Source organism: Saccharomonospora glauca K62 (assembly GCF_000243395.2).
Taxonomy (GTDB): domain Bacteria; phylum Actinomycetota; class Actinomycetes; order Mycobacteriales; family Pseudonocardiaceae; genus Saccharomonospora; species Saccharomonospora glauca.
The window spans coordinates 2,759,712-2,783,754 of record NZ_CM001484.1; the positions used below are offsets into that span (position 1 = coordinate 2,759,712).

General features: G+C 69.0%; 27 protein-coding genes and 2 pseudogenes. 17 read left to right on the plus strand and 12 right to left on the minus strand.

All coding sequences use genetic code 11. The features are described 5' to 3' along the window. Nucleotides 1-83 precede the first annotated feature (83 nt). The 3 genes from SACGLDRAFT_RS12850 to SACGLDRAFT_RS12860 are packed head-to-tail and all read left to right on the plus strand — an operon-like array spanning nt 84 to nt 2,733. Nucleotides 84-1,043: a MetQ/NlpA family ABC transporter substrate-binding protein gene (locus tag SACGLDRAFT_RS12850; RefSeq protein WP_005465193.1), complete on the plus strand. Its 960-nt coding sequence runs from the start codon at nt 84-86 to the stop codon at nt 1,041-1,043. Then, a complete protein-coding gene (locus SACGLDRAFT_RS12855; protein ID WP_005465195.1) occupies nt 1,040-2,074 on the plus strand; it encodes a methionine ABC transporter ATP-binding protein in 1,035 nt (344 codons plus the stop codon). The genes SACGLDRAFT_RS12850 and SACGLDRAFT_RS12855 overlap by 4 nt, the downstream gene beginning before the upstream one ends. Next, nucleotides 2,071-2,733: a methionine ABC transporter permease gene (locus SACGLDRAFT_RS12860; RefSeq protein WP_005465196.1), complete on the plus strand. Its 663-nt coding sequence runs from the start codon at nt 2,071-2,073 to the stop codon at nt 2,731-2,733. Before SACGLDRAFT_RS12855 ends, SACGLDRAFT_RS12860 begins: the two co-directional genes overlap by 4 nt. A gap of 79 nt (nt 2,734-2,812) precedes the next feature. Here SACGLDRAFT_RS12860 and SACGLDRAFT_RS12865 read toward each other — a convergent pair whose 3' ends face one another. From SACGLDRAFT_RS12865 to SACGLDRAFT_RS12880, 4 genes are all read right to left on the minus strand, one after another. Then, nucleotides 2,813-3,658 (minus strand): hypothetical protein, encoded by an 846-nt coding sequence (locus SACGLDRAFT_RS12865; protein ID WP_040919945.1) that lies wholly within the window; start codon nt 3,656-3,658, stop codon nt 2,813-2,815. A gap of 20 nt (nt 3,659-3,678) precedes the next feature. Then, a complete protein-coding gene (locus tag SACGLDRAFT_RS12870; protein WP_005465199.1) occupies nt 3,679-4,797 on the minus strand; it encodes a TNT domain-containing protein in 1,119 nt (372 codons plus the stop codon). A gap of 11 nt (nt 4,798-4,808) precedes the next feature. Further along, nucleotides 4,809-5,255, minus strand: a complete 447-nt coding sequence (locus SACGLDRAFT_RS12875) for a hypothetical protein (RefSeq protein WP_005465200.1) — start codon at nt 5,253-5,255, stop codon at nt 4,809-4,811. A 199-nt stretch (nt 5,256-5,454) separates the two neighbouring features. Beyond that, nucleotides 5,455-6,282, minus strand: a complete 828-nt coding sequence (locus SACGLDRAFT_RS12880) for an acyl-CoA thioesterase (protein ID WP_005465203.1) — start codon at nt 6,280-6,282, stop codon at nt 5,455-5,457. Between the two features lie 184 nt (nt 6,283-6,466). Between SACGLDRAFT_RS12880 and SACGLDRAFT_RS12885 the strand changes: the two genes are divergently transcribed. Next, on the plus strand, nt 6,467-7,060 hold the full coding sequence (locus SACGLDRAFT_RS12885) for a DinB family protein (protein ID WP_005465205.1): 594 nt from the start codon (nt 6,467-6,469) through the stop codon (nt 7,058-7,060). Nucleotides 7,061-7,147: 87 nt separating this feature from the next. Next, a complete protein-coding gene (locus tag SACGLDRAFT_RS22755) occupies nt 7,148-8,431 on the plus strand; it encodes a serine/threonine-protein kinase (RefSeq protein WP_040919950.1) in 1,284 nt (427 codons plus the stop codon). Between the two features lie 8 nt (nt 8,432-8,439). Here the strand turns inward: SACGLDRAFT_RS22755 and SACGLDRAFT_RS23000 are convergent, their stop codons facing one another. After that, the gene (locus tag SACGLDRAFT_RS23000; protein ID WP_332306636.1) at nt 8,440-8,772 is read right to left on the minus strand and encodes a response regulator; all 333 of its coding nucleotides are present in this window, start codon (nt 8,770-8,772) and stop codon (nt 8,440-8,442) included. Between the two features lie 170 nt (nt 8,773-8,942). Here SACGLDRAFT_RS23000 and SACGLDRAFT_RS12900 point away from each other — a divergent pair, with 170 nt between their 5' ends. Together SACGLDRAFT_RS12900 and SACGLDRAFT_RS12905 are read left to right on the plus strand one after the other, a co-directional pair. Beyond that, the gene (locus tag SACGLDRAFT_RS12900; RefSeq protein ID WP_005465208.1) at nt 8,943-9,653 is read left to right on the plus strand and encodes a helix-turn-helix transcriptional regulator; all 711 of its coding nucleotides are present in this window, start codon (nt 8,943-8,945) and stop codon (nt 9,651-9,653) included. A gap of 32 nt (nt 9,654-9,685) precedes the next feature. Continuing rightward, nucleotides 9,686-10,354, plus strand: a pseudogene (locus SACGLDRAFT_RS12905) (response regulator transcription factor). A 40-nt stretch (nt 10,355-10,394) separates the two neighbouring features. Here the strand turns inward: SACGLDRAFT_RS12905 and SACGLDRAFT_RS22945 are convergent. Together SACGLDRAFT_RS22945 and SACGLDRAFT_RS12910 are read right to left on the minus strand one after the other, a co-directional pair. Then, nucleotides 10,395-10,529, minus strand: coding sequence for a helix-turn-helix domain-containing protein (locus SACGLDRAFT_RS22945; RefSeq protein WP_269727184.1), 135 nt, complete (start codon nt 10,527-10,529; stop codon nt 10,395-10,397). A 141-nt stretch (nt 10,530-10,670) separates the two neighbouring features. Then, nucleotides 10,671-11,606: an RNA polymerase sigma-70 factor gene (locus SACGLDRAFT_RS12910; protein WP_005465210.1), complete on the minus strand. Its 936-nt coding sequence runs from the start codon at nt 11,604-11,606 to the stop codon at nt 10,671-10,673. 175 nt (nt 11,607-11,781) lie between these two features. On the opposite strand from SACGLDRAFT_RS12910, the gene SACGLDRAFT_RS12915 reads away from it, so the two are divergent. Beyond that, nucleotides 11,782-12,267 carry a carboxymuconolactone decarboxylase family protein gene (locus SACGLDRAFT_RS12915; protein ID WP_005465211.1) on the plus strand — a complete coding sequence of 162 codons (486 nt, stop codon included), beginning with the start codon at nt 11,782-11,784 and terminating at the stop codon, nt 12,265-12,267. Nucleotides 12,268-12,343: 76 nt separating this feature from the next. Here the strand turns inward: SACGLDRAFT_RS12915 and SACGLDRAFT_RS12920 are convergent, their stop codons facing one another. After that, nucleotides 12,344-13,165 (minus strand): alpha/beta fold hydrolase, encoded by an 822-nt coding sequence (locus SACGLDRAFT_RS12920; RefSeq protein WP_005465212.1) that lies wholly within the window; start codon nt 13,163-13,165, stop codon nt 12,344-12,346. Between the two features lie 464 nt (nt 13,166-13,629). Here SACGLDRAFT_RS12920 and SACGLDRAFT_RS12925 point away from each other — a divergent pair, with 464 nt between their 5' ends. Further along, on the plus strand, nt 13,630-14,373 hold the full coding sequence (locus tag SACGLDRAFT_RS12925; RefSeq protein ID WP_005465213.1) for a class I SAM-dependent methyltransferase: 744 nt from the start codon (nt 13,630-13,632) through the stop codon (nt 14,371-14,373). 192 nt (nt 14,374-14,565) lie between these two features. On the opposite strand, the gene SACGLDRAFT_RS12930 is transcribed toward SACGLDRAFT_RS12925, so the two are convergent. Further along, on the minus strand, nt 14,566-15,153 hold the full coding sequence (locus tag SACGLDRAFT_RS12930) for a TetR/AcrR family transcriptional regulator (protein ID WP_005465214.1): 588 nt from the start codon (nt 15,151-15,153) through the stop codon (nt 14,566-14,568). Nucleotides 15,154-15,290: 137 nt separating this feature from the next. On the opposite strand from SACGLDRAFT_RS12930, the gene SACGLDRAFT_RS21930 reads away from it, so the two are divergent. From SACGLDRAFT_RS21930 to SACGLDRAFT_RS22770, 6 genes and pseudogenes are all read left to right on the plus strand, one after another. Next, nucleotides 15,291-15,743, plus strand: a complete 453-nt coding sequence (locus SACGLDRAFT_RS21930) for a hypothetical protein (protein ID WP_005465215.1) — start codon at nt 15,291-15,293, stop codon at nt 15,741-15,743. Next, nucleotides 15,740-16,252, plus strand: a complete 513-nt coding sequence (locus SACGLDRAFT_RS12940) for a nitroreductase/quinone reductase family protein (RefSeq protein ID WP_005465216.1) — start codon at nt 15,740-15,742, stop codon at nt 16,250-16,252. Before SACGLDRAFT_RS21930 ends, SACGLDRAFT_RS12940 begins: the two co-directional genes overlap by 4 nt. Nucleotides 16,253-17,431: 1,179 nt before the next feature. Beyond that, on the plus strand, nt 17,432-17,836 hold the full coding sequence (locus tag SACGLDRAFT_RS12945) for a GntR family transcriptional regulator (RefSeq protein WP_005465217.1): 405 nt from the start codon (nt 17,432-17,434) through the stop codon (nt 17,834-17,836). A gap of 109 nt (nt 17,837-17,945) precedes the next feature. Continuing rightward, a pseudogene (locus tag SACGLDRAFT_RS22760) lies at nt 17,946-18,191 on the plus strand (ATP-binding cassette domain-containing protein); the annotation flags it as partial. A 70-nt stretch (nt 18,192-18,261) separates the two neighbouring features. Further along, on the plus strand, nt 18,262-18,747 hold the full coding sequence (locus tag SACGLDRAFT_RS22765; RefSeq protein ID WP_232284184.1) for an ATP-binding cassette domain-containing protein: 486 nt from the start codon (nt 18,262-18,264) through the stop codon (nt 18,745-18,747). A gap of 562 nt (nt 18,748-19,309) precedes the next feature. Beyond that, nucleotides 19,310-19,681 carry a hypothetical protein gene (locus tag SACGLDRAFT_RS22770; RefSeq protein ID WP_040919019.1) on the plus strand — a complete coding sequence of 124 codons (372 nt, stop codon included), beginning with the start codon at nt 19,310-19,312 and terminating at the stop codon, nt 19,679-19,681. 53 nt (nt 19,682-19,734) lie between these two features. On the opposite strand, the gene SACGLDRAFT_RS12960 is transcribed toward SACGLDRAFT_RS22770, so the two are convergent. The 3 genes from SACGLDRAFT_RS12960 to SACGLDRAFT_RS12970 all read right to left on the minus strand — a co-directional run bounded on the left by SACGLDRAFT_RS12960 (nt 19,735) and on the right by SACGLDRAFT_RS12970 (nt 21,778). Beyond that, on the minus strand, nt 19,735-20,604 hold the full coding sequence (locus tag SACGLDRAFT_RS12960) for an NAD(P)-dependent oxidoreductase (protein WP_005465218.1): 870 nt from the start codon (nt 20,602-20,604) through the stop codon (nt 19,735-19,737). A 78-nt stretch (nt 20,605-20,682) separates the two neighbouring features. Then, a complete protein-coding gene (locus SACGLDRAFT_RS12965) occupies nt 20,683-21,243 on the minus strand; it encodes a CGNR zinc finger domain-containing protein (RefSeq protein ID WP_005465219.1) in 561 nt (186 codons plus the stop codon). Between the two features lie 160 nt (nt 21,244-21,403). Further along, the gene (locus SACGLDRAFT_RS12970) at nt 21,404-21,778 is read right to left on the minus strand and encodes an ArsR/SmtB family transcription factor (RefSeq protein WP_005465220.1); all 375 of its coding nucleotides are present in this window, start codon (nt 21,776-21,778) and stop codon (nt 21,404-21,406) included. 94 nt (nt 21,779-21,872) lie between these two features. Here SACGLDRAFT_RS12970 and SACGLDRAFT_RS12975 point away from each other — a divergent pair, with 94 nt between their 5' ends. Together SACGLDRAFT_RS12975 and SACGLDRAFT_RS22515 are read left to right on the plus strand one after the other, a co-directional pair. Further along, nucleotides 21,873-23,120 (plus strand): MFS transporter, encoded by a 1,248-nt coding sequence (locus SACGLDRAFT_RS12975; protein WP_005465221.1) that lies wholly within the window; start codon nt 21,873-21,875, stop codon nt 23,118-23,120. Continuing rightward, nucleotides 23,117-23,641 carry an NAD(P)H-dependent oxidoreductase gene (locus SACGLDRAFT_RS22515; RefSeq protein ID WP_005465222.1) on the plus strand — a complete coding sequence of 175 codons (525 nt, stop codon included), beginning with the start codon at nt 23,117-23,119 and terminating at the stop codon, nt 23,639-23,641. Before SACGLDRAFT_RS12975 ends, SACGLDRAFT_RS22515 begins: the two co-directional genes overlap by 4 nt. Nucleotides 23,642-24,043 lie beyond the last annotated feature (402 nt).

Genomic DNA, 24,043 nt, shown 5'->3' on the forward strand with positions numbered 1-24,043 from the left:
CTCCGTCGTTGCCACACCCTGGAACCCGCCACGCACGCGGTACCCACCCCGACGCGCGTGCGAAGTAGTTCCGGGAAGGTGACATGGCAGACACACACGGCAGTGACAACACGGGCGACGAGATCCGTCTGCCCGAACGCCCCAAACGTTCGAAGGGGCCGTTCATCGCGCTCGGTGTCGTGCTGGTCGCCGCCTTGGTGGCGATCACGGTCGTGTTCACGGGCGGTGACTCCGACGACGGGGGCGCCGGGAACGTGACGGTGCGCATCGGCACCACCGAAGCCGGGTCCGACTACTGGCAGACGTTCACCCGCGTCGCCGCGGACGAGGGCATCACGATCGAGACGATCAACTTCAGCGACTACAACCAGCCGAACCCGGCGCTGTCGCAGGGCCAGACCGATCTGAACCTGTTCCAGCACGTACTGTTCCTCGCCAACTACAACGTCTCCAGCGACGACACCCTGACGCCGATCGGCTCCACCTACGTGGTGCCGTTGTCGCTGTACTCGCGCAAGCACACCTCCGTGGACCAGATCCCCGCGGGGGGCATGGTGGCCATCCCCAAGGACCCCACCAACCAGGCCAGGGCCCTGCTGGTGCTCCAGCAGGCGGGGTTGATCGAGCTCAAAAACGGCGGCACCGTGCTGTCCACGCCCGCCGAGATCGACAAGGCCGCCTCGAAGGTGGAGGTGACCCCCGTAGACGCCGCGCAGACCGTGGCCGTGCTGGACTCGGTGGACGCCTCGATCGTGAACAACGGCTTCGCCATGGACGCCGGTCTCGACCCTGCCAAGGCGCTGTTCTCCGACGACCCGCGCAGCGACGCCGCCGAGCCCTACATCAACATCGTCGCGGCGCGCGCCGAGGATAAGGACAACCCGACCTACCGGAAGGTCGTCGAGTTGTTCCACCACCCCGAAGTGCAGGAGGCTTTGAAGGCCGAGTCGCGCGGCACGTCCGTGCCGGTGCAGCGCTCGCAGGAGGAGTTGGAGGACATCCTCGTCAAGCTCTCGGACACGGTTCGGACGGCGAAGCGATGACGGCGGCGCCTCTCATCGAACTGCGAGACGTCACCAAGGTCTTCGCCACGGCGGGCCGCGGTCGGGTCACCGCGCTCGACGGCATCAACCTCACCGTAAACGCCGGTGACGTGTTCGCCATCATCGGCTACTCCGGTGCGGGCAAGAGCACCCTCGTGCGGCTGGTCAACGCGCTGGAGAAGGTCACGAGCGGTCAGGTGATCGTCGACGGCACGGACATCACCGCCCTGAGCGAGCGGAAGCTGCGGGAAGTGCGGCGCGGTATCGGCATGATCTTCCAGCAGTTCAACCTGCTGCGCTCGCGGACGGTGTTCGGCAACGTCGCCTATCCCTTGAAGATCGCCGGGTGGTCGAAGCCCGACATCGAAAAGCGCGTGGCGGAACTGCTGAACTTCGTCGGCATCCTCGACAAGGCATGGCACTACCCGGATCAGCTGTCGGGTGGTCAGAAGCAACGCGTCGGCATCGCCAGGGCACTGGCCACCAACCCGAAGATCCTGCTGGCCGACGAGTCCACGAGCGCGCTCGACCCGGAGACCACGGCCGACGTGCTGCGGCTGCTGAAGCGGGTGAACACCGAGCTCGGCGTCACGATCATGGTGATCACGCACGAGATGGAGGTCGTCCGCGAGATCGCCGACCGGGTCGCCGTGCTCGACTCCGGCCGGATCATCGAACAGGGCTCCGCGATCGACGTCTTCGCCAACCCGCAGCACGCCACCACCCGCCGGTTCGTGGAGACGGTGCTGCAGGACCAGCCGGAGGGCGCGAACCTGGAACGTATCCGCACCAGGCACGCGGGACGACTCGTCACCGCCCGCGTCCGCGACGACCGCAACATCGGGGCGGTCCTGTCGAGCGCGCAGGCCCGGCACGGCGTGAGTTTCGAGATCGTCTACGGCGGCATCAAGGAGTTGGGCGGCCAGTCGTTCGGCGGCCTGACGCTGGAGCTGATCGGTGAGGACGCCGGAGTGGACGCGCTGATCACCGAGCTGCGGGAGGTCACCGAGGTACAGGAGGTGAAGCTGTGAACACCGACTGGGACACGCTCGGCCCCGTGCTGGTCGACTCCATCGGCGAAACCCTCTGGATGGTGAGCGCCACCCTCGTGGTGGGCGGGATCCTGGGGCTGCTGCTCGGCATCCTCCTCTACACCACGCGTCCCGGTGGGCTGTGGGCGAACCGCGTCGTGCACACGGTGCTCAACGTCGCGGTGAACATCATCCGGCCCATCCCGTTCATCATCTTCATCACGGCGATCGGCCCGCTCACCATCAAGGTCGTGGGCACTCAGCTCGGCACGACCGCCGCGACGTTCGCCCTCATCATCGCCGCCACGTTCGGTATCTCCCGCATCGTGGAGCAGAACCTGGTCACGATCGATCCCGGCGTGATCGAGGCGGCCCGCGCGATGGGGGCGAGTCCGCTCCGCATCATCACCACGCTGTTGGTGCCGGAGGCCCTGGGGCCGCTGATCCTCGGCTACACCTTCGTGTTCATCGCGGTGGTGGACATGACGGCCGTCGCGGGTGCGGTCGGCGGTGGCGGCCTCGGCGACTTCGCGATCACCTACGGCTACCAGCAGTTCGACTGGACGGTCACGGCCGTCGCCGTGGTGCTGATGATCATCCTGGTGCAGGCGGTGCAGTTCCTGGGCAACTGGCTGGCCCGCAAGGCACTACGGCGCTGAGGTGTCGGCTCGTGGGGGCTCCTCCGGCCCCACGAGCCGACTCGGCGCAGTGCCCGGTGCATCGTCCCGCGGTCCGGCCTCACAGACGTCGCCCGGCGATCAGCTCGACCACGCGCTGACGCACGTCCTCCCCCACCTCCGGCACCACGTAGTCCCGTTGCCGGACGTGGGCGAGCAGCTCGGGATCCGGGGCCACGTCGTGCTCGCGCAGGTAGTACGCCACCGAGTCCGGCCACACCCACGTCCCGTCGGTGCGGACGTTCAACGGCACCGACGGCGGGCGCTCCGGGTCGAACGCGTCCGTGTCGTAGCTCCACGCCGCCAGCACCGTCGGCGCCTCGCTCAGGTATCGCAGCACCCGGTCCTTCTCCGTCGGGTCCAACGGGGTCCGGTTCACCACCGGCCGGCCGTCCTCGTCGAATCCGTCGTAGACCTTCGCCGCGCGTAACTCCTCGCGAGCCTCGGACATCTCCGCGCCGGGAGCGGGGACGAGCCCCGCGAGCCGACGCAGCCACGCGGGAAGGTGGGCGTCATCGCGCGGATGTATCCGCAACTCGTCCCGGAAGCCCTCCCGCATCGGATTGCTCCGCCACCGTGGCTGGGTGTAGTAGGCGAAGTCGGCGTAGGCGGCTCCCGACGGATCGACGGTCACCGTCGCGCTCAGCCACGTTCCTCGTCCCGGCTCGGCCATGCCGGTCCGCAGCCGTCCGAGCAGGTCGGCGACCTCGGCGGGAGGGCGCACGGGCAGCGGGGAACCCTCCGCGTCGAAGGCCATGGCGTCGACTTCCGTGTGCGTGCCGACACCGCGGTACTCGCACAGCAGCTGGGTCCATCCGGGCGGAGCGGTCTCGGCGAGCAACTCCCCGGCGCGGGTCACCAGCTCGTCGCGTTGCCGCTCGTCCAGAGGTGCCGATGCGTTCGTCATGGGCTCCTCGTTCTCGGTGATCACGACGCCGACGGCGCGGGTGGCCGCAGTGTGGGGTGGGGGATCTCCTCCAGCACTCCCTCGGCCACGAGGTCCGCCACCGGCCGCTCCAGCAGGAACGCGACACCCCCGCCCGGCTGGTCGAACCACGGCACCGCCGTGCCCGTCAACGCCCGGACCGCGTACCGCAGCCGGTAGACGTGGTACTCGTCCCGCGCCCGGCTTTCGGGGTGCGACCGATAGGGGAACTCCGTCCCGGCCGCGTACAGCGTGTTCCCCGACGGGTCCCCGTAGCGATCGAGTTCCGTCCCCGGCGGAAGCGTCACCAACCGCTTGCCCTTGTACAACGTCAGCTTGATGTCACCGCCCAGGGGCTGGATCGGCCACTCGTCGATGTGCCGCTTGGCGTCGGGCGGCAACTCGTCCCGGAACGCCTCGCGGTGCAGGTACAGGTTACCGACGAAATAACGAGTCGCCTCGGCCGCCGAGTCGAAGGCGACCGAGGCGCGACGCTGCTCGCCGTGGGCGAGGAAGACGTGCCACCGCCCGTCCTCCCGCACCAGGCACCACGCGCCGTCCGCCACCTCGCCGACCCGAGCCAACCGGGGGTCGAGTCCCAGCTCGGCCACCGCCTCCTCCGCCCTGCGGAGCGAATCCTTCTCTCCGCCCAGCATGGCGATCGTCGGCCGGCCCACCGCGTCCGCGAGCCACGCGGGAACCATCGACTCGTCCCGTGGGAACAACTCCAACTCCCGCAGCAGGGCGGACACCGGTGGCTCGCGGTCCCACGACGGCCGGTCGTCCCAGGTGTATCGATAGTCGCATTCGGAGTTGAGATGGATGTGCGTGGTGACCTGGAACCACGTGCCCCGGCCCCGGCGGTACATGCCCGCCCGCAGCTCGGCGAGAAGCTCGGAGACCTCCTCCGGCGGCTGCCACGGGTAGAGGTCGCCGTTGGTGGCTCTGCGCACCATGGTCACGAGCTCGGTGTGGTCCCCGACGGCCCGGTAGGTGATCACCACCTGGCTCCAGTCGACGGGGACGGAGAACGAGACGACGTTGATGACGTCTGCCCAGACTCGATTCTGCTCGACGGGATCGCCTTCCATGATCCCGATGGGAGCTCTCCCCTTGGCCACCGTGTTCCCCCTCACCGCTCGCGGTTCGCCTCGGCGATCCGTTCCGCGAGCCAATCCGGAATGTTCTCCTCCGGGCGCGGAAACGCCTCCAGGTCGCGCGCCCAGCTCTCGGCCGGGATCGGCGATCTCCACGATCTCCACTTCGGATCCCAGTCGTAGTTGTACTTGACGTACATCTGAGCGGGGGGATCGAGCAGGTAGCGCATCGAGAACCAGGCTCCCATGTCGGGCCGGTACGTCAGGCGCCGCACCTCCAACAGGTCGTCCACGACGTGTGGCGGGAGCGTCATGTCCGGCTGCGAACCGTCCTCCAGCAACACGGTCAAGGTCACGTCGTGGACGTCGGCGACGGCACGGCACTGGAGGTCGATTCGTCGCCACCGCTCGGGAGCGTCGTCGAGCAAGGTCAGCCCGATACGCGCCAGAAGTTGTCTGCTGCGGCCGGTCTCAGCCGACATCAGTGATCGTTTCTCCTTGGTCGGTGGGATCGCAGAGAAATTACTCGCCTCGCCGGGAAGCCGTGGAATTCCCGGTCGCCCCGCGAATCGGCGCCCCGTGGGTGGCCGAGCGGTCGCGGACGTCTCGCGGCGAGCGGCGGCGGGGAGGACTTCCGCTAAACAGCTCGCCTCCCGTCGTACGCCGCACCCGGAGGGAGTTTCACCCCTTGAAGTACACCAACTGATGGCTGGTGGCCAGCAGCTCCCCGTCGGCGCTCCACAGCCGGGCCGACTGGTCGAAGTAACCGGCGCCGAACACCCCGGCTCGCGCGGTCGCGAGCACCGGGCGGTCCCCTTGCGCCCGCACCACCTCGGCGGTGGCGTGGAAGTACGACGACAGCGACACCGTGCCCGCGGGTACGAAGGTGCCCTTGCGGCGGAGAATGCGCGGGTAGAAGACGTCGCACAACGCCGCCAGCGCCGGGACGTCGAGCGGGCGGGACGGCTGGTCGCGCACCCACAGGGTGGTGGTGGAGTCGGGCTGCGCGCCGGTGTCCGCGTCGGGTAGTTCGCCTTCCAGGTAGCGCATCTCGTAGTTGCGTGCCCAGGCCACGAAGTCGGGCATCGGCCGCACCGGCACGGCGTCGGCCGGGGGCACGTCGGGCATGGTGATCTCGGCGTCGGACCACGTGTCCCGGCGGATGCCGGTCACGACGGTCGCCGTGGTGGTCACCACCCCGTCCTGCGTGAGCGCGACGGTCCAGTGCTGGGTTGAGCGGTTGGTGCGCACCGGGGTGAGGCTGATCTCGAACGCCCCGTCGGCCACCGGAGCGGCGTAGTTGACTGTGAGGGAGATTACGTCGCCGAGCAGCCGGGCGTCGTCGAGCACCGCCCGCACGATCGCGGCCGCCGTGATGCCGCCGAAGGGGCCCACCATGTTGGCGTACGCGGGGTGGGTACGTCCGTTGTAGACGCCCTCGGCCACGGGCTTCAGGGCGACGGCGTCGTCGAACGGGTGGGCTTCCGCGGAGCGGGCGGCTTCGGTCATGGGCTCTCCTGCGGCGACGATCCGACGGTTCGGTACGACAACCTACCGAAGCTGGTGACCGCGCTCACCGACCGGTAACCCTGGACACAACGGCCACGTCGACGCCGGTCCGGGCGCGTCCGGCCGCTACTCGCCCACCGCGAAATCGCTGCCTTCCGGCGGTGGCCGATGGCAGGATGCCGACATGCACCCGAGTGATCCCAAGTCCGTCCTCCACCACTACCTCACGTCGGCGCGCGAGGCGCTGATGTGGAAGCTGGACGGCCTGTCCGAGTACGACGTCCGGCGTCCGCTCACGCCCACCGGCACGAACCTGCTGGGTCTGCTCAAGCACCTCGCCGGCTGCGAGGTCGGGTATTTCGCCCTCACCTTCGACAGGCCGTTCGAGCCGAACCTGCCGTGGTTGTCGGAGGACGCCGAGGACAACGCGGACATGTGGGCCACCGCCGAGGAGTCCCGTGACGACATCGTCGGCCTGTACCGGCGGGTGTGCGATCACTCGGACCGTGTCATCGCCGAGCTGGACCTCGACTCGCCCGGCGTAGTGCCTCATTGGCCCGACGACCGGGCTCGCACCACGCTGCACGCCGTACTGGTCCACATGATAGCCGAGACCCAGCGGCACGCCGGGCACGCGGACATCGTGCGGGAGCTCGTCGACGGCTCCGTGGGGCTGCGTCGGGAGCACGCGAACCTGCCGCACGGGGACGCCGCCTGGTGGCGGAACTACCACGACAAGCTGGAGCGCATCGCTCGCGAGGTAAGTGGCCACCACTAACAACGCTCACGCACCGCACCCGGCGTGCCACACTCGGACCTCGCGAACGGTATGCACACGGTGAGGCTGAAAGCCGGGGAGGCCGCGGTGACCACGGACGACGACGAGCTGGTACCGGTGGGGCGGGGCCCCGTCGCCGAGGTGTACGCCGGGGTGCGCGACGACGCGGGATTCGCGCTCAAGGTCTATCCCGAGCCGCTCGATCGGCGCACCCTCCGCGCGGTGCGCGGCGAGATCGCCGCTCTGGAGGCGCTTCGCGACCACGCCCCCGTGCTGGTGGCGGACTCCGTGGAGCGGCTTTCGGAAGGTCGGACGGGCCTGCGCATGGAGTTGTGCGCGCAGTCGCTGGTCGAGCTCGTCGAGGGCTCCGGGCGCAGGCCGGTGACCGAGACGCTCATCCTGGGCGAGCATCTCGCGGAGGCCCTTTCCGCCGCGCACGCCCGCGGCGTCGTCCACGGCGGGGTCTGCCCCGCCAACGTGTTGTTCCGGGGCTCCGGCGACACCGTGCTGTCCGACTTCGGCACCGCGTTGCGGCGCCGGTTCGCTCCCGGCTCCCTGTTCCACGGCGCGGCCGCGCCGGAGACGCTGCGCGACGGCACGCTGGACGAACGGTCCGATATGTACGGGCTCGGCGCGACGCTGTACTTCGCCCTGACCGGGCGGCTGCCGCATCCGCGCGGGCACGGGGAATCGGACGACGCGTACGCGTTGCGTGTCCTGAGCGAGCCGGTGGCCCCGCTCGGCCGCTCCGACGTGCCCTCCCCGTTCGCGGAGCTGATCCTGGGTCTGCTCGGCAAGGACCCCGCCGACCGGCCCGCCGGCGCGGCGGAGGTCGCCGCTTGCCTGCGTCGGATTCGCGCGGACGTCGAACGTCCGGTGTCCCCGCTTCCCACCGATCTCGGCGAGCCCATTCTGGTCACCGGCCCGGCCCGGCGCCGTCGGTGGCGGCTGCATCCCGGTCCGCTCGTAGCGGCGGTGGTGTGCGTGATGATGCTCGTCGTGGGTGTCCTGCTGCTACTCGCCTACCGGCCTCGGGACGTCGTCGTGCAACCCGCTCCAGCCGAGATTCGGGAATCGACCACTCCCCCGTCGTCATCCCCGGCTCGCGCGGTGACCGTGACGTTGGAGGAACCCGTCGATCTCGGCCATTTCGTGGAGCTGTCGTGGCACAGTGACGCCCCGCTGCACTACGCGGTGATCGTCGCCGTGGAGGGCGGCGAGGTCGACACCGTGTACGTCCGCGACCGCACCAGCCACCGTGTCGAGGTCGATCCCATGTCGCGGTACTGCTTCCTCGTCCACGGCACCGACGGCGCCGGGGTGTACGCCAGTGAGGTGCGCGCGATCCGGGGCGCCACCTGCTCGCTGTGATCGGCCGGTCAGGGCGCGCGCAGCGTCCGGTGGTCGAGTGCCGCCCGGAGCCGGGCGCGCCATCCCCGTCGAGCCAGGCCACGACGGATCGTGTCCACGGTCGCCCAGGCGCGGGCGGTGTCGCCGCCGTCGGGGTCGCGCGGGGCCGCCCACACGGCGTGGTCGACCTGCGCGGCGAGCGCGCGCACGGCGGCCACCGTCGGCGGGGCCGCCACCGCTTCCGCCGCGTCGGCGAGGTCGCCCGCGGTGTCGACTGCCAACCCGTTGCCGCCCAGTTCGGCGGTGACGGCCACGCGCAGGTTCTCGTCGTCCTCGACCACGAGGACTCGCCGGGTGGGCACGTGTGTCATCGAATCCTCATGTTCGATCCCGCATCGTGTCGGCATCCGGGTCACCTCCAGGCCGCTTCCGCAGCAGCCTAACGCGGGAATCCGGAACGGATCGCGGCTTCGGCCCGGCTGGCAGCAAACTGCCTCGCCGGTGCCGGGGCAAAGGGGAAGGGGAGACTGCGATGTCCACTGCGACACTGGCCGGACCGTCCACTCGGTCGTCGTCCGGCTCCGCGTTGGCCCGCATGGCGGTCGTGCCTCCGGTGTTCGCGTCGGGGGGCGTGCGCGACCACGTCGACGCGACCCTCGCGCACGCCGCGCGCGAGGTCTGCGTGAGCGTGGCCTCGGGACGGGTGAACGGTCGGCTCGCTCGCCCACGGCGGGTGCACTTGGCGAACCTCGCGCGTGGGGTCCGGTATCGGGTGTTGCTTCCGGAGCGGACGCTGGCGAGCGTCGAGGGGCGCAGGCTGGTCGAGGCCTGGACGTGCGGGGGCGTGGAGTTGCGGGCCGCGCCGGAGGTTCCGCTGGCGGCGCTGGTGATCGACGGTACCGCCGCCGTGCTTCCCGGGGCGGGAGGTGACGTGGCGGGCGAGGCGGCCCTGTTCACGTTGCCGAGCGTCGTCGGTGCCGCCGTCGCGCTGTTCGAGCGGGTGTGGGAGTCCGCCGCGCCCCCGGGCGGCGCCGACGCCGGGGCCGACGACCTCGCTCCGCGCGAGCGTGAGGTTCTGGTCCTGCTGGCCTCGGGGCGCACCGACGAGTCGGTGGCGACGATGCTGGGGATCTCCGTGAGGACGGTGCGGCGGCTCGTGGCGGGGCTGTTGGAGCGGCTCGGGGCCCGGAGTCGTTTCGAGGCCGGGGCCAAGGCGGCGCGGCGGGGCTGGCTCGGCTCGTGACCGCCTACGACGGCGCCCGCTACCGTCTGGTCGTGCGCGTACTGGTCATCGAGGACGACGAGAACCTTCGGGTGGCGGTGGAGAGTGCCCTGCGCGGTGACGGGTTCGCGGTCGACGTCGCCGAGAACCTCGCCGCCGCCGACGAGGCGGTGAGCGTCAACGACTACGACTGTGCCGTGTTCGACCGGATGTTACCCGGTGGTGACGCGCTCGCCTACGTGGCGGAGCGCAGGCGGCGGGGCTGGTCGGTGCCGGTGTTGTTCCTGACCGCGCGGGACACGGTGAGCGACCGCGTCGACGGTCTGCGGTGGGGCGACGACTACCTGGTCAAGCCGTTCGCGATGGAGGAGCTGCTCGTGCGGGTGCGCAGTCTCTGTCGGAGGATCGAGGCCCCGACGGCAGCGCCGTTGCGGCTGCTCGACATCGAGCTGGACCCCGAGCGGCACGAGGCCAGCCGGGGTGGGGTCCCCCTGTCGCTCACGCCGAGGGAGTTCACGGTGCTGCGGCTGCTGCTGGCCGCCGACGGTCGGCTCGTGCCGTGACGGGAGTTGGTCGCGGCGGCCTGGGACGAGCTCGTGTCGCCCACGTCGAACGTGCTGGACGTGGTGATCCGGCAGCTTCGGCGCAAACTCGGGCCTCCCAACGTGGTCCAGACCATGCGGGGAGCGGGCTACTACCTCGGGACGGCTCGCGCCGGGTGATCCCGACCCGGCCGGCGCGGGATGGCACTGACGGTGGCCTTCACCGCGCCCGCTCGATGTCGGCGTTGGACAGTCCGGTACCGAGTGCGGCCAGTACGTCCCGTCCGGGGCGGGAGTTCCGCGACGCGGCGGCGGACAGCCCGTCGAGCCCCGGCATCCGGATGTCCGGCAACACCGCGTTCGGCCGGTGTCGTCGTGCCGCCTCGACCGCGCCCCCGGCACCGGCCGAAGAGGCACCCGTCCTTACCGAGCGGACGCGGCGGCGGGAGGAGGTCGTCGGCAGACGGGCGAACAGGGTGGAGGTATCGAGCCCGGATCAGCGGCTCAGCGCGGTCTCCCGTTCCATGCGTACCAGCTTCTCGGGGTTGCGCACGGCGTAGAGCCCGGTGATGCGGCCGTCCTCGACACGGACCGCCACGACGCTGTCGAGTTCACCGTCGAGCCGGAAGACCAGTGCCGGATGGCCGTTGACCTGCGCCGGCCGCAACGACAAGCGGGCGGCGAGCCTGCCCAGCCCGGCCCCCAGCAGGCGCGCCACCTTGTCCGCCCCCACGACGGGGCGCGGCGCGGCCTGCTTGATCCCGCCACCGTCGCCGATGAGGACCACGTCGGGCGCGAGAATGTCGAGCAGGCCCTGCACGTCGCCGGTCTCGACAGCCCGCTGGAACGCCCGGAGGACATCTCGGGTCTCGGTGGCGGAGACGACTCCGCGGGGCCGGCGTGCGGCAACGTGTTCTCGCGCCCGGTGGGCGATCTGCCGAACCGTCGCGGGACTCTTGTCGACGGCTTCGGCGATCTCGCCGTAACCGAAGTCGAACACCTCGCGCAGCACGAACACCGCCCGCTCGACGGGTTTGAGCGTCTCCAGCACCAGCAGCATCGCCATCGAGACGCTGTCGGCCAACTCGACGTCCTCGGCCACGTCGGGCGTGGTGAGCAGTGGCTCGGGCAGCCAGGAACCGACGTAGGACTCCTTGCGGCGGCCGAGCGTACGCAGTCGGGTGAGCGCCTGCCGGGAGGTGATCCGCACCAGGTACGCGCGCTGGTCCCGCACCGTGCCGAGGTCGACGTCCACCCACCGCAACCAGGTCTCCTGCAGGACGTCCTCGGCATCGGCGGCGGAGCCCAGCATCTCGTAGGCGACGGTGAACAGCAGGTTGCGGTGGGCGAGGAAGGCTTCCGTGGCGATGTCCGGGCGGTCGTCCTCGTTACCTCGACCGCCATCGGGCACGGTTCGCGACGTCCCGGACATGGATCACTCCCACTCGTTTTCGGTTCTTTCCCTCCAGACGCCGAACCTCGCCGTTCTGTGACACCGAATCAGGTGTTCCACGTCACACCGATTCGCTGTCATGGGGAGCGGGGCGCCGGCATCTGGTGTTCGTCGGCGCGCCGAACACACGACCCCACGAGTGAGGAAGAAAGTCATGGAACCCCGATTCAACATGTTCACCAACGAGATCGCCGTCAGGTTCGGCAAGCGGTTCGCCAACGCCAGCATGGTGATCAGCGCGTCGTCGTTGCCGAAGACCACCCAGGAGCTGGTGGCACTGCGTGTCAGCCAGATCAACGGCTGCGCCTTCTGCGTCGACATGCACACCAAGGAGGCCACGGCGGCCGGTGAGTCCCCCACCCGGCTCAACCTGGTCGCCACCTGGCGCGAGGCGGTCGGGTTCACCGAGGCCGAGCGGGCCGCGCTGGCCTTCGCCGAGGAGGGCACCCGGCTCGCCGACGCCCACACCGGCGTGTCCGACGAGACCTGGGCCAAGGTGCGCGAACACTACGACGACGACCAGATCGCCGCGCTGATCGCGCTGGTCGCCCTGGTCAACGCGGCCAACCGGATGAACGTGATCGTGCGCAACCCGGCGGGTTCGTACGAGCCGGGCATGTTGGCCGAGACACTGAGCTGACCGGCGAAAGTCGCGCGAGCGGGAACGGCCCCGGCGTCGTCCGGGGCCGTTCGCCGTGTTTCGGGTTCGGCCCGAGCTATTCGCGGAGGAAGGCCAGCAGGTCGGCGTTGACCTGGTCCTGCAGAGTGGCGGTGAGACCGTGCGACCCTCCGGGGTAGTAGATCTCCCGCGCGTCGTCGACGATCTGGGCCACCTTGCGCGACGTGATGTCGATGGGGACGATCTGGTCGTCCTCGCCGTGCATGAGGAGCGTCGGGATGTCGAACTTCTCGAGGTCCTCGGTGGTGTCGGTCTCGGAGAACACCGCGATGCACTCGTAGGCGTTCTTGAGCCCCACCTGCATGCTCCACAGCCAGAACTGGTCCAAGGTCCCCTGGGACACCTTGTTGCCGGGACGGTTCGCGCCGTAGAACTGGACGGCCAGCTCCTGGTAGAACTGCGACCGGTCCGCGGCGACGCGGGAGCGCAGGTCGTCGAAGACCTCCTTCGGCACGCCATCGGGGTGCTCCGGGCTCTTGACGAGGAGCGGTGTCACCGCGCCGATCAGGACCGCCTTGGCGACGCGCTCGGTGCCGTGCCGCCCGATGTACCGCGCCACCTCACCACCGCCGGTGGAGTGGCCGACCAAGGTGACGTCCCGCAGGTCGAGGGCGTTGATCACGGCCGCGAGGTCGTCGGCGTAGCGGTCCATGGTGTTGCCGGAGGAGGGCTGGCTGGACCGGCCGTGTCCGCGCCGGTCGTGCGCGACGACGCGGAAGCCCTGCTGCGAGAGGAAGAGCATCTGCCCGTCCCAGGCGTCGGAGTTCAGCGGCCAGCCGTGCGAGAACACCACGGCCGGGCCCTCGCCCCAGTCCTTGTAGTAGATCTCGGTGCCGTCCTCGGTGGTGATGGTGCTCATGGGTTCCTTCCTTCGAGGCCGCTGTATCGCGTGGCTGTCACTCCCCAGCGACCAGCACTTCTCGGTCGCCGACAGATCCGCAGCCGAAGCTCGGATCGGGGCACGACGGGTCTTCCCCACGAGCCGGTGGCCGGCCGCAGCAAAGCCCTCGACGCCCCTTACCTCCTCCCACATCCGGTAAACGACCACCACGTGAGTACCGCGTTTCGGACACGAGTCGGGGCGACAGCGAGACCGAGAGTAGGGCCGAAAGTCACTCGCGCACCGGAACGTTCGTCGTCGTTGCCCTTGCGTACGCGCGGGAATGCCCCTGTGCCGTCTCGACCGGCCGGCCCGCCCGGCGAATTGGCCCCCACTTCGCGCGATCCCCACGGCGAGCGATTCGCGCATCGCGCGGCTCGGTTTCCCGATTGGTTCGGTCCAGTACCGGGAATCGAGCGAACCGGTGTGCCAGGGTGGGGTGCATGACCTCGGAAGATCACCCGTTTCCCGGCGATCCGACCCCGACGAACGACTACGACAGTTTCTCCGAGGCGTACGCGGCCGAGAACGAGGCCAGTCTCATGAACGCCTACTACGAACGTCCCACGGTTCTGGAGCTCGCTGGTGAGGTGGCCGGTCGACGGATCCTCGACGCCGGTTGTGGCTCGGGGCCGCTGTTCGCGGCACTGCGCGACCGAGGCGCCATCGTGACCGGCATCGACGCGAGCGCCGGAATGCTGGAACAGGCCCGTCGGCGGCTCGGCACCGACGCGGACCTACGACTCGCCGACCTGGCCGAACCACTCCCCTTTCCCGACGACTCGTTCGACGACGTCGTGGCGTCCCTGGTGCTGCACTACTTGCGCGACTGGGAACCGACCCTCGCCGAGCTGCGACGCGTTCTGAGGACCGGCGGTCGCCTCATCGCCTCGGTCGACCATCCGTTCGCCATCAACCTCATGCATCGCCTGTCCGGTCCCAGACCCGACTACTTCGCCACGTACAACTGGACCGAGGAATGGAACCTGGGCGGACGACCGGCGCGAATGAGTTTCTGGCACCGTCCCCTGCATGCGATGACCGACGCCTTCACCGCGGCCGGGTTCCGGATCTCCGTCATCAGCGAACCCAAACCCGTGCCGGCCGCCCGCGAGTTGTTCCCCGACGGTTTCCGGTTGCTCAACACCTTCCCGAGCTTTCTGTTCTTCGTCGTCCGAGCCGACTGACCCGCCGCGACGCGGTCGGCTTCCTTCGAACTCGGGCGCGTACCGTGGCCGGTTCGGCGCGCGGGTTGGTCGGCGAACAACCGGAGGAAGTCGGTTGCCTTCCTCGCGCAGCATGACCCGAGCCGACCGGACCGTGAACCCCCGCCGAGCCCCGTCCTCACCGACGGGTCGTTGCTCCGATCGCCGTCGGTCTCAGACCGAGTCCCAGACCTTGCGCAGAGGACTCAGGCCTTCCTCGACGTAGTCGGCGATCGGGCGGGTTCCGCCGTCGGTGAACCAGAGTTCGAGCGCGGCGAAGTAGCCGAACGCGAGCGCGTTGGCCATGACGCGGGCCTGGGATTCCGTGAGTCCGCCCGCATCGGCGAGGAAGGGAGCGATGCGCTGGGCGGCGCGGTCCAGGGCCGCGAGAGCGGCCGTGCGCACGGTCGGCTCGGTGAAGAAGTAGCGCACCCGCCGCCACGGGCTGGCGTTCCTCGGCGCGGCGTCGCCGTCGGAGGTCGCCTCGTACCGGCGCACCACCCGTAGCACGCTCTCGACCGGGTCGGCCGGGTCCAGGATCTCGGAGAGCGTCTCGGGGCTCATGACGTCGAACTCGTCGGCGACGAGCAGGCCCTCCTTGGTGCCGAAGTAGCGATACACCGAGGACGGCGAGACCTCCGCGGCCTTGGCGATCTGTTCGATCGTGACGGCGTTGAAGCCGCGCTCGTCGAAGAGGTCCAAAGCCCGTTCCTGGATGGTGCGCATGGCGGCGCGCCGCCACTGTTCGCGAAGACCGGCCATCGCCCCAGCATAGCTTCTAGACAGTGACTCACAGAAAGAGAGTGACTTTCGGAACGGGGTTGCCTCTCCGCGACCTCGAACGTAGAGTGACTCTCTAAGAGAAAGTCACTGTCAGTTTTGCTTCGATGGGACACGTCATGCCACAGACAGCGACCCGCCACGCATCCCTCCGACCCGCTCTCGCGGCGATGTGGCTCGGACTCGCCTTGACGGTGTTGGCCACCGGCTATCCGTTCCTCGACAACGCCACCACGCACGTGCTGGCCGACCACATCCGAGCCGGGTATCCGACCTACTCCACGGCCGAGATCGACGAGGCCGTCGGCCTCTACCTGATGATTCTGTCCATTGTGGGCAGTCTTGGGCTCGTCACCTGGCTGGTCACGATCCGGGCGGCACGGTCCGGCAAGAGCTGGACCCGCTGGCTCGCACTGGCCGCGCTCCTCGCCGCCGCTTGCATCGCGATCACCGGGCTCACCATGCGCGACACCTCGGGCGACGTCGGCCTGGCTCCCCTGCTGGCGTGGCTCCAGGTGCTTCCGTGCGTGGCCGGCGCGGCGGCGGTCGTGCTGTTGTGGCGGCGGCAATGACCACGAAGACCTTCCGATCCCGGCTCGCGCGCGCCCTCGGCGCCGGGAAACGAGCGATGTATCGCGGGGGCCGCCCGAACGTGGTGATGCGACTGTGGAACCGGCTGGACGCGAGGCTCTACTCGGCCGGATTGGTCATCGCGTCGCGGGCCGTCGTCCTCCAGGTCCCCGGTCGCATCTCGGGCCGCGAGATCACGATCCCGCTCGCCGTCGCCGACCTCGACGACGAGGAGTACGTGGTGTCCATGCTCGGACCGAAGGCGAACTGGGTCCGCAACGTCGAAGCCGCCGACGGCCGTGTCGTGCTTCGTCGGCGCGGGCGGAGCACGGCCGTCCAGCTCGAAGAAGTCCCGCCCGCCGAGCGAGCGCCGATACTCCGCCGGTATGTGGCCGTCGCGCCCGCGGCGAGACCCCACCTCGGTTTGGGCCCCACGGCACCACTGGCGGAGTTCGAGCGGATCGCCGCCGAGCACCCGGTCTTCCGCATCCGGAAACGCCTCTCCCCCTGAGCTGCCGTGAGAGTAGGCACCTATCAGCCGTTCTCCGGAGCAATGGGCAGAGTGAGTTCACGTGGATGACCGCCACAGCCCCCTGGAAAGAACAAGCCACGCCAAGACAAACCATCGTTTCGGCCCATGAAAGCTCTCCCCGTCGTTCACCATGCTTATCCAGTTCATCTCACGTGAACTCGGCATAGTTGAGCTAGAGCTATGCGCTGCGACCGTTGAGAGTCGATGCGCCTGCTCCCATTGGGAACAGAAGCCACATTCAGACAGAACGGCAGTATGGGGGCCGACTCGCCCTCAGTAGTGATTTCACTCTTCCATATAGCAATCTAAGATCATGTATTGCCCCGACTGTGATTGGCGCTTTAAACCTCGCAAGGACGGTCGAATCCCAAAACACGCCGCGCTTACACCAGATGGCCAAGCTACCAACAACTCGAGTGTCGAATGAGCGGGAAAGTGGCCGCCGAACATGGATTGAAAGCTCCACAGCGAGGACAGAGCAAGTCACTGCGATGCAGTGCATGCAACACGTGACAGAAACGTAGTACACGCGACGGGCGGATCAACAAGCACTTGAATCAGTACGGTAAGCCATGCAGGGACGATCGCCTAAGCCGATGACAACCATGAGTGACAGATTCACGTGGCCCTGAGCATTTACCAGCTCATCACACATCTCTGTGGATGGCAGGCCGACGGCAATACGGCCTGCCATCAGAAGTACACCCGCACATCCGGTGACGCCTGCGGTCTGCCCTATCGACCATGACGCTCCTCGAGCAATTCGAACGGGACATCTGGCGACTCCCCGGCCCGGACGCCACATCTCCCATGAGGCGTCGCACGGCGCCGCGACGCAAGCCGTTGGCCTAGTTCACGATCGAGGGCCCGCGTCTCGTGCTCGGGCAAGGGATCTGCGTGGCCGTACTGCCGCACGATCCCTTGGCCGAGGGCACCCACTCCCCCGGAAGACCGTCACACGGTTCTTCGAACGATGAGCGCACGACGACCGCGAGCAGCTCGCTCGTCCCGTGACGCCTTGAACTCGCGCCACGCCCGTGCGGTGGCGACTCCCAGCAGGCCCGAGCCTCGACCGCGGGAGGACCGCGGCCCCCTTCCCTGGCGTGGCCCCACCCTCCTATTGTACCCTTTCACTAATTGATTAGTGAAAGGTGCTTGGTGATCGAATTCCGCATCGACCGGCGTTCGGGTGTGGCGACGTACCTGCAGCTGGTGCAGCAGACGAAACGGGCTCTGCGTCTCGGTCGTCTCCGGCCGGGAGATCGGCTTCCCACAGCCAGGGAGGTCGTCGAGGCCACGGCAATCAACCCCAACACGGTCCTCAAGGCGTATCGGGAGCTCGAACGCGAGGGGCTCGTGGAGGCGCGGCGGGGGCTGGGGACGTTCGTGCTTCGTTCACTCGCGAGCGGCGACGCGGCCGAACAGGAGTCCCTCCGCCGGGAGCTTGACGCGTGGATGGCGAAGGCCCGTGAGTCCGGGTTGCAGCGCGAGGACGTCGAGGCGCTGGTCGGTTCCGTGCTGGATCAACGATTCCCGAGCTCCGATCCCGCTGTGAGGGAGTGACGTGGTGGAAGACGAGGGTATTGCCGCGTTAGAGGCGGTCGGATTGGGCAAGCGATACCGGAGGGGGTGGGGGTTACGGGACTGCACGTTCTCGCTGCCCCGAGGGAGCGTGTGCGCGCTCGTCGGGCCCAACGGCGCGGGCAAGAGCACGCTGCTGTCGCTCACCACGGGACTGCGGAGACCCACCACGGGCGAGATTCGCGTACTGGGACGGTCGGTCGACGGCGGCGGGATGCCTCCCGGACTGTCCTTTTTGGCACAGGACAAGCCGTTGTTCCGCAACTTCACGGTGGCGGAGATGCTGCGCGCGGGGCGTTCCCTCAACACCGAATGGGACGCGGCGTATGCGCGGCGGCTCGTCACCGACGCCGGTGTCCCCTTGAAGGCTCGCATCAGCACGCTTTCCGGGGGGGCAACGGACACGGGTGGCGCTGGCCGTGGCGTTGGGGAGGCGGCCGACGGTGCTGGTGCTCGACGAGCCGCTGGCCGACCTCGACCCGGTGGCGCGTGCGGAGGTCATGCAGACGCTCATGGGCGAGGTCGCCGAGACCGGCATGACGGTGTTGTTGTCCTCGCACGTGTTGTCGGACCTGGAGAACGTCTGTGATCATCTGCTGCTGTTGTCCGAAGGCGAGCTCCGGTTGGCCGGGGACGTGGAGCGGCTGGTGTCCGAGCACGCGCTGCTGATCGGTCCGGCAGACGGCGACGAGCACGCGGTGCCCGAGCACGCCGTCGTCGAGAAGCGGAGCACTCCCCGCCAGGTGACCTTCCCGCTTCGAGACACGCCGCACCGATCGGTGCCCGGTCCGGGGTGGGAAGTGCACGACCCGACCGTGGAGGAGTTGGTGATGGCCTACCTGCGGGCGCCGAAGCCGCCGGTGGCCGCGCGGGCCGAGGAGGTTGCGGCATGACGTGGGTGGCGTGGCGGCAACACAAGTTTTCCCTGTTCGTCGTGATCGCGAGCGTGGCGGTGACCGCGGCGGTGATGCTGTGGTTCCGGATCGCCGCGCTCGACCATCTCGCCGCGGCCGGGATCGAGGGGTGTGTGCGGGTCGAGGGCGATCGCTGTCCGCAGGGTGCGATGACCGCGTTCGCCGACGCCTTCGAGGGATACGCGCGGAACTTCCCGATGGTGCTTCTGGCGTTGCCCGTGTTGTTGGGCATGTTCACGGGTGCGCCATTATTCGCCAGGGACTTCGAGCAGGGCACGCACCTCCTCGGGTTGACGCAGTCGATCAGTCGCCTGCGGTGGTGGGCGGTGAAGGTGGCCGTCGTCGGTCTTCCCACCGTGGCGGCGATGTTCGCGCTCGGCATGGTCAGCAAGTGGGCGTTCGAGCCGCTGTACTACGTCACGCGTGGGTCGTTGCTGACTCCCGCGTTCGAGACGCAGGGTCCGGTGTTGGGCGCCTACACCGCGTTGGCGTTCGCCCTCGGCGCCACAGCCGGGCTGCTGCTGCGGAACACGGTGGGGGCATGGCACTCACGCTGGTGCTCTACCTGGTGCTCATGGTGGGCGTCGGGGTGTCCGCACGGTCGCACTACGCCGAGCCCGCGCAGGCCACGGCGGCGGCGGAGCAGGGAAACCCCGTTCCCGACGACGCGTGGTGGTTGGGGTCGGTGTATTACGACGAGCGGGGTTCCGAGGTGTCGTTCAATCCCTCGGCGTGCCGCGACGGGGATACGCCGGCGATCTGTCTGGCCCAGCAGGGGGTGGCGCAGCAGCGGATGGCGTTTCATCCCGCCGATCGGTTCTGGTTGTTCCAGGGCATCGAGAGCGCCATTCATCTCGTGGTGGGGGCGGCGCTGCTCGTGGTGGGGTTGTGGCGAGTCCTCCGGATCGCGTGAGGGACTCGCTCGGTGAGTGGGGAGGCGGGGGCGCTCCCGTCTCCCCACTCGGGTCAGTTCCGTTCGCGCGTGGCGAGGTAGGACGCGATCATGTCGCGGTCGCCGTGTCCCTGGTCGCGCGCGAGGCGCCACCGTTCCAGGGCCGCTTCGGTGAGTGGGACCGGGGTGGTCTTCGGGGCCGCCGCCAGTACCAGTTCCGCGTCCTTGATGGAGTTGGTCACGGTGAACGACGGGGTGAAGTCGTCCGCGAGCGCCGCCGCCGACTTGCCTTGGAAGAAGCCGCTGTCCATCGGCCCGCCGGTGACCACGTCGACGACGAGGGCGGGGTCGATGCCGAGTCCCCGTGCCACCGCCAGCGACTCGGCGACGCCGTGCGTCAGGGCGGCGACCCACACGTTCAGGGTGAGCTTGAGTCGGCTCGCCGCGCCGGGTGCGTCGGAGACCCAGACGGTGCGGCTACCGATCACCTCGAACAACGGCTCGACCGTGGACCGCACCTCGGGTGCCGCCGAGGCCATGACCACCAGCTTGCCTTGTTCGGCGGGCTGACGGCTTCCCTGCACCGGGGCGTCGACCAGCGTCAGGCCCAGTTTGTCGGCCAGCGACCGCAACTCGTCGATGCCGGTACCGACCGTGCCGAGCTGAACCCAGACCGCTCCTTCCTGCGGGGCGTCACCGGCCTCCTCCAGCACCCGGCCGGTGACGGGTCCATCGGTCAGCACCGTGATGAGGATGTCCGCACTACGAACGGCCTCCGCCGGACTCGAAGCGACGGTGGCGTCCGTTCCCTCCACCGCGGCCCGCGCCCGCAACGGGGTCCTGTTCCACACGCGTACCGGAAAGCCCGCCACCGCGAGGTTTCTCGCCACCGGGGCGCCGATCGTGCCGGTGCCGAGTACCGCGACCACTGGACGGTCGGACATGTACATCCTCCTTAAGAACCAGTTGAACCGGTTCAAGATTAATTGCATGACTCCCCCACCGGCAAGCCACCCCGGCCGTCAGCGCGCGGAGGCGCGCAGGTTTTGCTTCTTCTGCCGGTTGCCGCAGTAGTTCATCGAGCACCAGCGCCGCGTGCCCGCGCGACTCGTGTCGACGAACAGGCCGTGACACTCCGGCCGAGCACATACGCGCACCCGCGTTCGCGACTGGCCACCGAGCACTCGGACGGCGTCGTCGGCGATGACCCCGAACAGGCTGTCGACCCAGCGCCTCGGAGGCAGGCACCAGGTGGCGCGGCCGTGTTCGAGAGTGAGGTGCCCGGCCCCGCCGACGGAGAACTCGTTGAGTCGCTCGACGTCGGCGGGGTCGAGTTCTCCACCGGTCGCCGTCGCCGTCCCGATTCGGTGGATGACTTCCCGCAGCTCCCGCGCGCGCAACAGGTCCCCTTCGGTGAGTTCACGGGGCGGGGTCCCGAAGCCGTTCAGCTCGAACCAGGTCGCCAGCGACGACGGCGTGGCGAGGCGTTCCACCGCCTCACCGGAGCGGTCGACGAGCGTGGCGGTGAACCGGAACGCCAGCACGGGGTTGTCCAGCCGGAACTGCGAAGCACGGCGATCCATGCGATCACTCCCCTCTCGATCGAACCACTCTAACAAGGAATAGAGAACCACTTTAAGGAGTTCTTCGAGAAGGACACGGCTCCACAGCAAGCCGGGCCGGCGGTGCCCGCACGGAAGTTTTCGAGACGGGGGAACTTCTCTTTCGTCGGCCTCCCCGCCGTCAGGCGCGGTCGGCGGGGGTCCAGTCGAGGATCAAGTCGACGAGTCCGGGGAATCGGGCGTTGAGGTCGTCGAGGCGGACGCGGCTGCGGCGTTCGAGGCCGTACTGGCGTTGCGTGATGACACCGGCTTCGCGCAGGGCCTTGAAGTGGTGGGTGAGGGTGGACTTCGGACGGTCGAAGCCGAACCAGCCGCAGGTGTGGTCGTAGTTCTCGGACTCGGTGAGAAGCCGCTGCACGATCGTCAGGCGGAGCGGTTCGGAGAGCACCGCGAAGACTTTCTCCAGGCGAATGTCTTCGCGAGCCGGTTCGGGCAGCGGCGCCGGCAGGTCGTCCGGCGTCTTCTCGTCGCGGTAGGTCGTCGCGAGTGCCCTCATGCCCTCATCGTACCCGTTGTACGGGTTGATTCGTACTGCCGAATCTGTTCGACTATTCTCGAACAGATACGAATCAAGTCGAACCGGAGGCGGGATGAGCACGGAGGACACCAGCGAGCACGCTGGGACACGACTGGGATGGTCGGTAGCGGCGGCGGGCACGGTGACCGCGGTGTTCGCGTTGTCGAACGCGCCGACGCCGCTCTACGTGCGATGGCAGGACGAGTGGGGGTTCTCCTCGGGCACGCTCACGGTGATCTTCGCCGCGTACATCGCCGGGCTCATCACCACGTTGTCGGTCGCGGGGCGGATCGCGGACCGGCACGGTCGGCGCGTCGTGCTCGTGCCCGGTGTGCTGCTCGCGGTGCTCTCCAGCGTGTTGTTCCTGCTCGCGCGGGACGTGGTGTGGTTGCTGGTCGCGAGACTGCTCGCCGGGATCGCCGTCGGCGCGGCCGTGACGGCGGGGATGGCGGCGGTGGTCGACCTCGCCCCCACTCACTCCCGGCATCGAGCGTCGCTACTGTCCTCGGCCTCGATGGTCTTCGGCGCCGGTCTGGGACCGCTCGTCTCGGGGCTGCTGGCGCAGGTCCTCGACCGTCCGCAGAGCACGGTGTTCGTGATCATGACCGCGGTCACCTCCGCGGGCGCGATCCTCGCCCTGCTTCTGCCGTTGACGCGTCCCGCGCCGACTCCCCGGCTCCGGTGGCAGTTCCCGAGCCCGCCACCGGAGCACCGCCACGAGGTGGCGTGGGGCATCGCGACGTTCGCCCCCGGCATCACCGCGACCTCGTTCGTGCTCTCCCTCGGCCCCTCCGTGTTGCGCGAGGCGATCGGGGTCACGAACTCGTTCGCGGCGGGCGCGATCGCGTGCGCGATGTTCCTGGCCGCCACGGGTGTCCAGTTCGCGCTCTCCCGGCTGGCCACCCGCACGCACCTGTTGCTCAGCTCGGTGGCCGCCGTCGTCGGCATGGGCCTGCTCGGACTCACGGTGACGGTGCTGCCCTCCCTCGTCGTGCTCGCGGTGGCGGCGTTGCTCGCCGGGGTCGCGCAGGGCCTCGGGCAGCTCGCGGGACTGACGTTGATCGCCACCCGCATCCCCATCGCCCGGCGCGCGGAGTCGAACGCGGCCCTGAACATCGCCGGTTACATCCCCGCCGCCGCGCTTCCCATCGCCACCGGCTATCTCGCCGACGCGTGGGGGCTTCCCTCCGCGGTGCTCACCTTCGCCGGTGTCCTCGGCCTCACCGCCGTCGTCGCCCTCGTCGTGGTCCGCGCGCACACCAGCGGTCATCCGGCCGTCGTCGCTCCCGAGCCGGTCGCGGCGGAACGGAGCGAACAGTGACCCGAGTACTCGTCGTCGTGGCCCATCCGGACCTGTCGCGGTCGCGCGTCAACGCGGCCTGGACCCGCGCGCTCCTGGAAGACGGCCGCGCCACCGTTCGCGTCCTGACCGACACCCTCGTCGGCGACGGGTTCGATGCCGTCGCGGAGCAACGCGCCCTGGCCGCCCACGATCGGATCGTGTTGCAGTTCCCGTTTCGGTGGTATTCCTGCCCGCCGCTGCTCAAGACCTGGATCGACCAGGTACTCGAACGCGGCTGGGCCTACGGGCCCGGCGGCCATGCGCTCGAGGGCAAAGAACTCACGGTGGCCGTCTCCACCTGGTCGCGGGCGAGCGACTACACCACCGAGGGCCGCTACGGCAGGACCATGTCCGAGCTGCTCTCCCCGTTCGAGGTGACGGCGCTGCGAGTGGGCATGAGCTATCGGCCCGGCTTCCACGTCCACGACGTCGGCGCGCTCTCCGATGCCGACCTCGCGGTCACCGCGAAGCGACTCGTGGAATGGGTCGTGGCGCCCTAGCGAGGGGCGTGCCGATGCTCCCGTGAGCGGGAGGAGCCGGAACCACGCCGTGAGGAAGGTGCCGCCCAGCCGGACGGCACCTTCTCGCGCTCACACCACCTATGCGGAGCGAACCCGGCTCGGCTCGACGGCCGAAAGGAGGTGAGATAACGCTCGATGGCGCGGGCGCTTTCCGCGAAAGCGTCCATGCGGCTTTTGATGAGGTCGAGCTGCCGTCGCAGTTCGGGCTCGACCTCGGGGGCGTACTTCGTCTTCCGGACTCGGACTCGACTCCACCGGGATCGGGGTGGCCATGATGGTGATCGGCGCCGGGAACGCGGTCGGTTCCGTCTTCGGCCACAAACTCACCGACCGCTGGGGGGGCTCCCCCGGTCCCCGACCGTCGGCGTGGGCGTCATGGCG

Coding starts and splice junctions, on each gene's coding strand:
- SACGLDRAFT_RS12850 (WP_005465193.1), top strand. CDS start 84: ATGGCAGACACACACGGCAGTGACAACACGGGCGACGAGATCCGTCTG.
- SACGLDRAFT_RS12855 (WP_005465195.1), top strand. CDS start 1,040: ATGACGGCGGCGCCTCTCATCGAACTGCGAGACGTCACCAAGGTCTTC.
- SACGLDRAFT_RS12865 (WP_040919945.1), bottom strand. CDS start 3,658: ATGACGAACGCATCGGCACCTCTGGACGAGCGGCAACGCGACGAGCTG.
- SACGLDRAFT_RS12875 (WP_005465200.1), bottom strand. CDS start 5,255: ATGTCGGCTGAGACCGGCCGCAGCAGACAACTTCTGGCGCGTATCGGG.
- SACGLDRAFT_RS12880 (WP_005465203.1), bottom strand. CDS start 6,282: ATGACCGAAGCCGCCCGCTCCGCGGAAGCCCACCCGTTCGACGACGCC.
- SACGLDRAFT_RS12885 (WP_005465205.1), top strand. CDS start 6,467: ATGCACCCGAGTGATCCCAAGTCCGTCCTCCACCACTACCTCACGTCG.
- SACGLDRAFT_RS12900 (WP_005465208.1), top strand. CDS start 8,943: ATGTCCACTGCGACACTGGCCGGACCGTCCACTCGGTCGTCGTCCGGC.
- SACGLDRAFT_RS12910 (WP_005465210.1), bottom strand. CDS start 11,606: ATGTCCGGGACGTCGCGAACCGTGCCCGATGGCGGTCGAGGTAACGAG.
- SACGLDRAFT_RS12915 (WP_005465211.1), top strand. CDS start 11,782: ATGGAACCCCGATTCAACATGTTCACCAACGAGATCGCCGTCAGGTTC.
- SACGLDRAFT_RS12920 (WP_005465212.1), bottom strand. CDS start 13,165: ATGAGCACCATCACCACCGAGGACGGCACCGAGATCTACTACAAGGAC.
- SACGLDRAFT_RS12925 (WP_005465213.1), top strand. CDS start 13,630: ATGACCTCGGAAGATCACCCGTTTCCCGGCGATCCGACCCCGACGAAC.
- SACGLDRAFT_RS12930 (WP_005465214.1), bottom strand. CDS start 15,153: ATGGCCGGTCTTCGCGAACAGTGGCGGCGCGCCGCCATGCGCACCATC.
- SACGLDRAFT_RS21930 (WP_005465215.1), top strand. CDS start 15,291: ATGCCACAGACAGCGACCCGCCACGCATCCCTCCGACCCGCTCTCGCG.
- SACGLDRAFT_RS12940 (WP_005465216.1), top strand. CDS start 15,740: ATGACCACGAAGACCTTCCGATCCCGGCTCGCGCGCGCCCTCGGCGCC.
- SACGLDRAFT_RS22770 (WP_040919019.1), top strand. CDS start 19,310: ATGGCACTCACGCTGGTGCTCTACCTGGTGCTCATGGTGGGCGTCGGG.
- SACGLDRAFT_RS12960 (WP_005465218.1), bottom strand. CDS start 20,604: ATGTCCGACCGTCCAGTGGTCGCGGTACTCGGCACCGGCACGATCGGC.
- SACGLDRAFT_RS12965 (WP_005465219.1), bottom strand. CDS start 21,243: ATGGATCGCCGTGCTTCGCAGTTCCGGCTGGACAACCCCGTGCTGGCG.
- SACGLDRAFT_RS12970 (WP_005465220.1), bottom strand. CDS start 21,778: ATGAGGGCACTCGCGACGACCTACCGCGACGAGAAGACGCCGGACGAC.
- SACGLDRAFT_RS12975 (WP_005465221.1), top strand. CDS start 21,873: ATGAGCACGGAGGACACCAGCGAGCACGCTGGGACACGACTGGGATGG.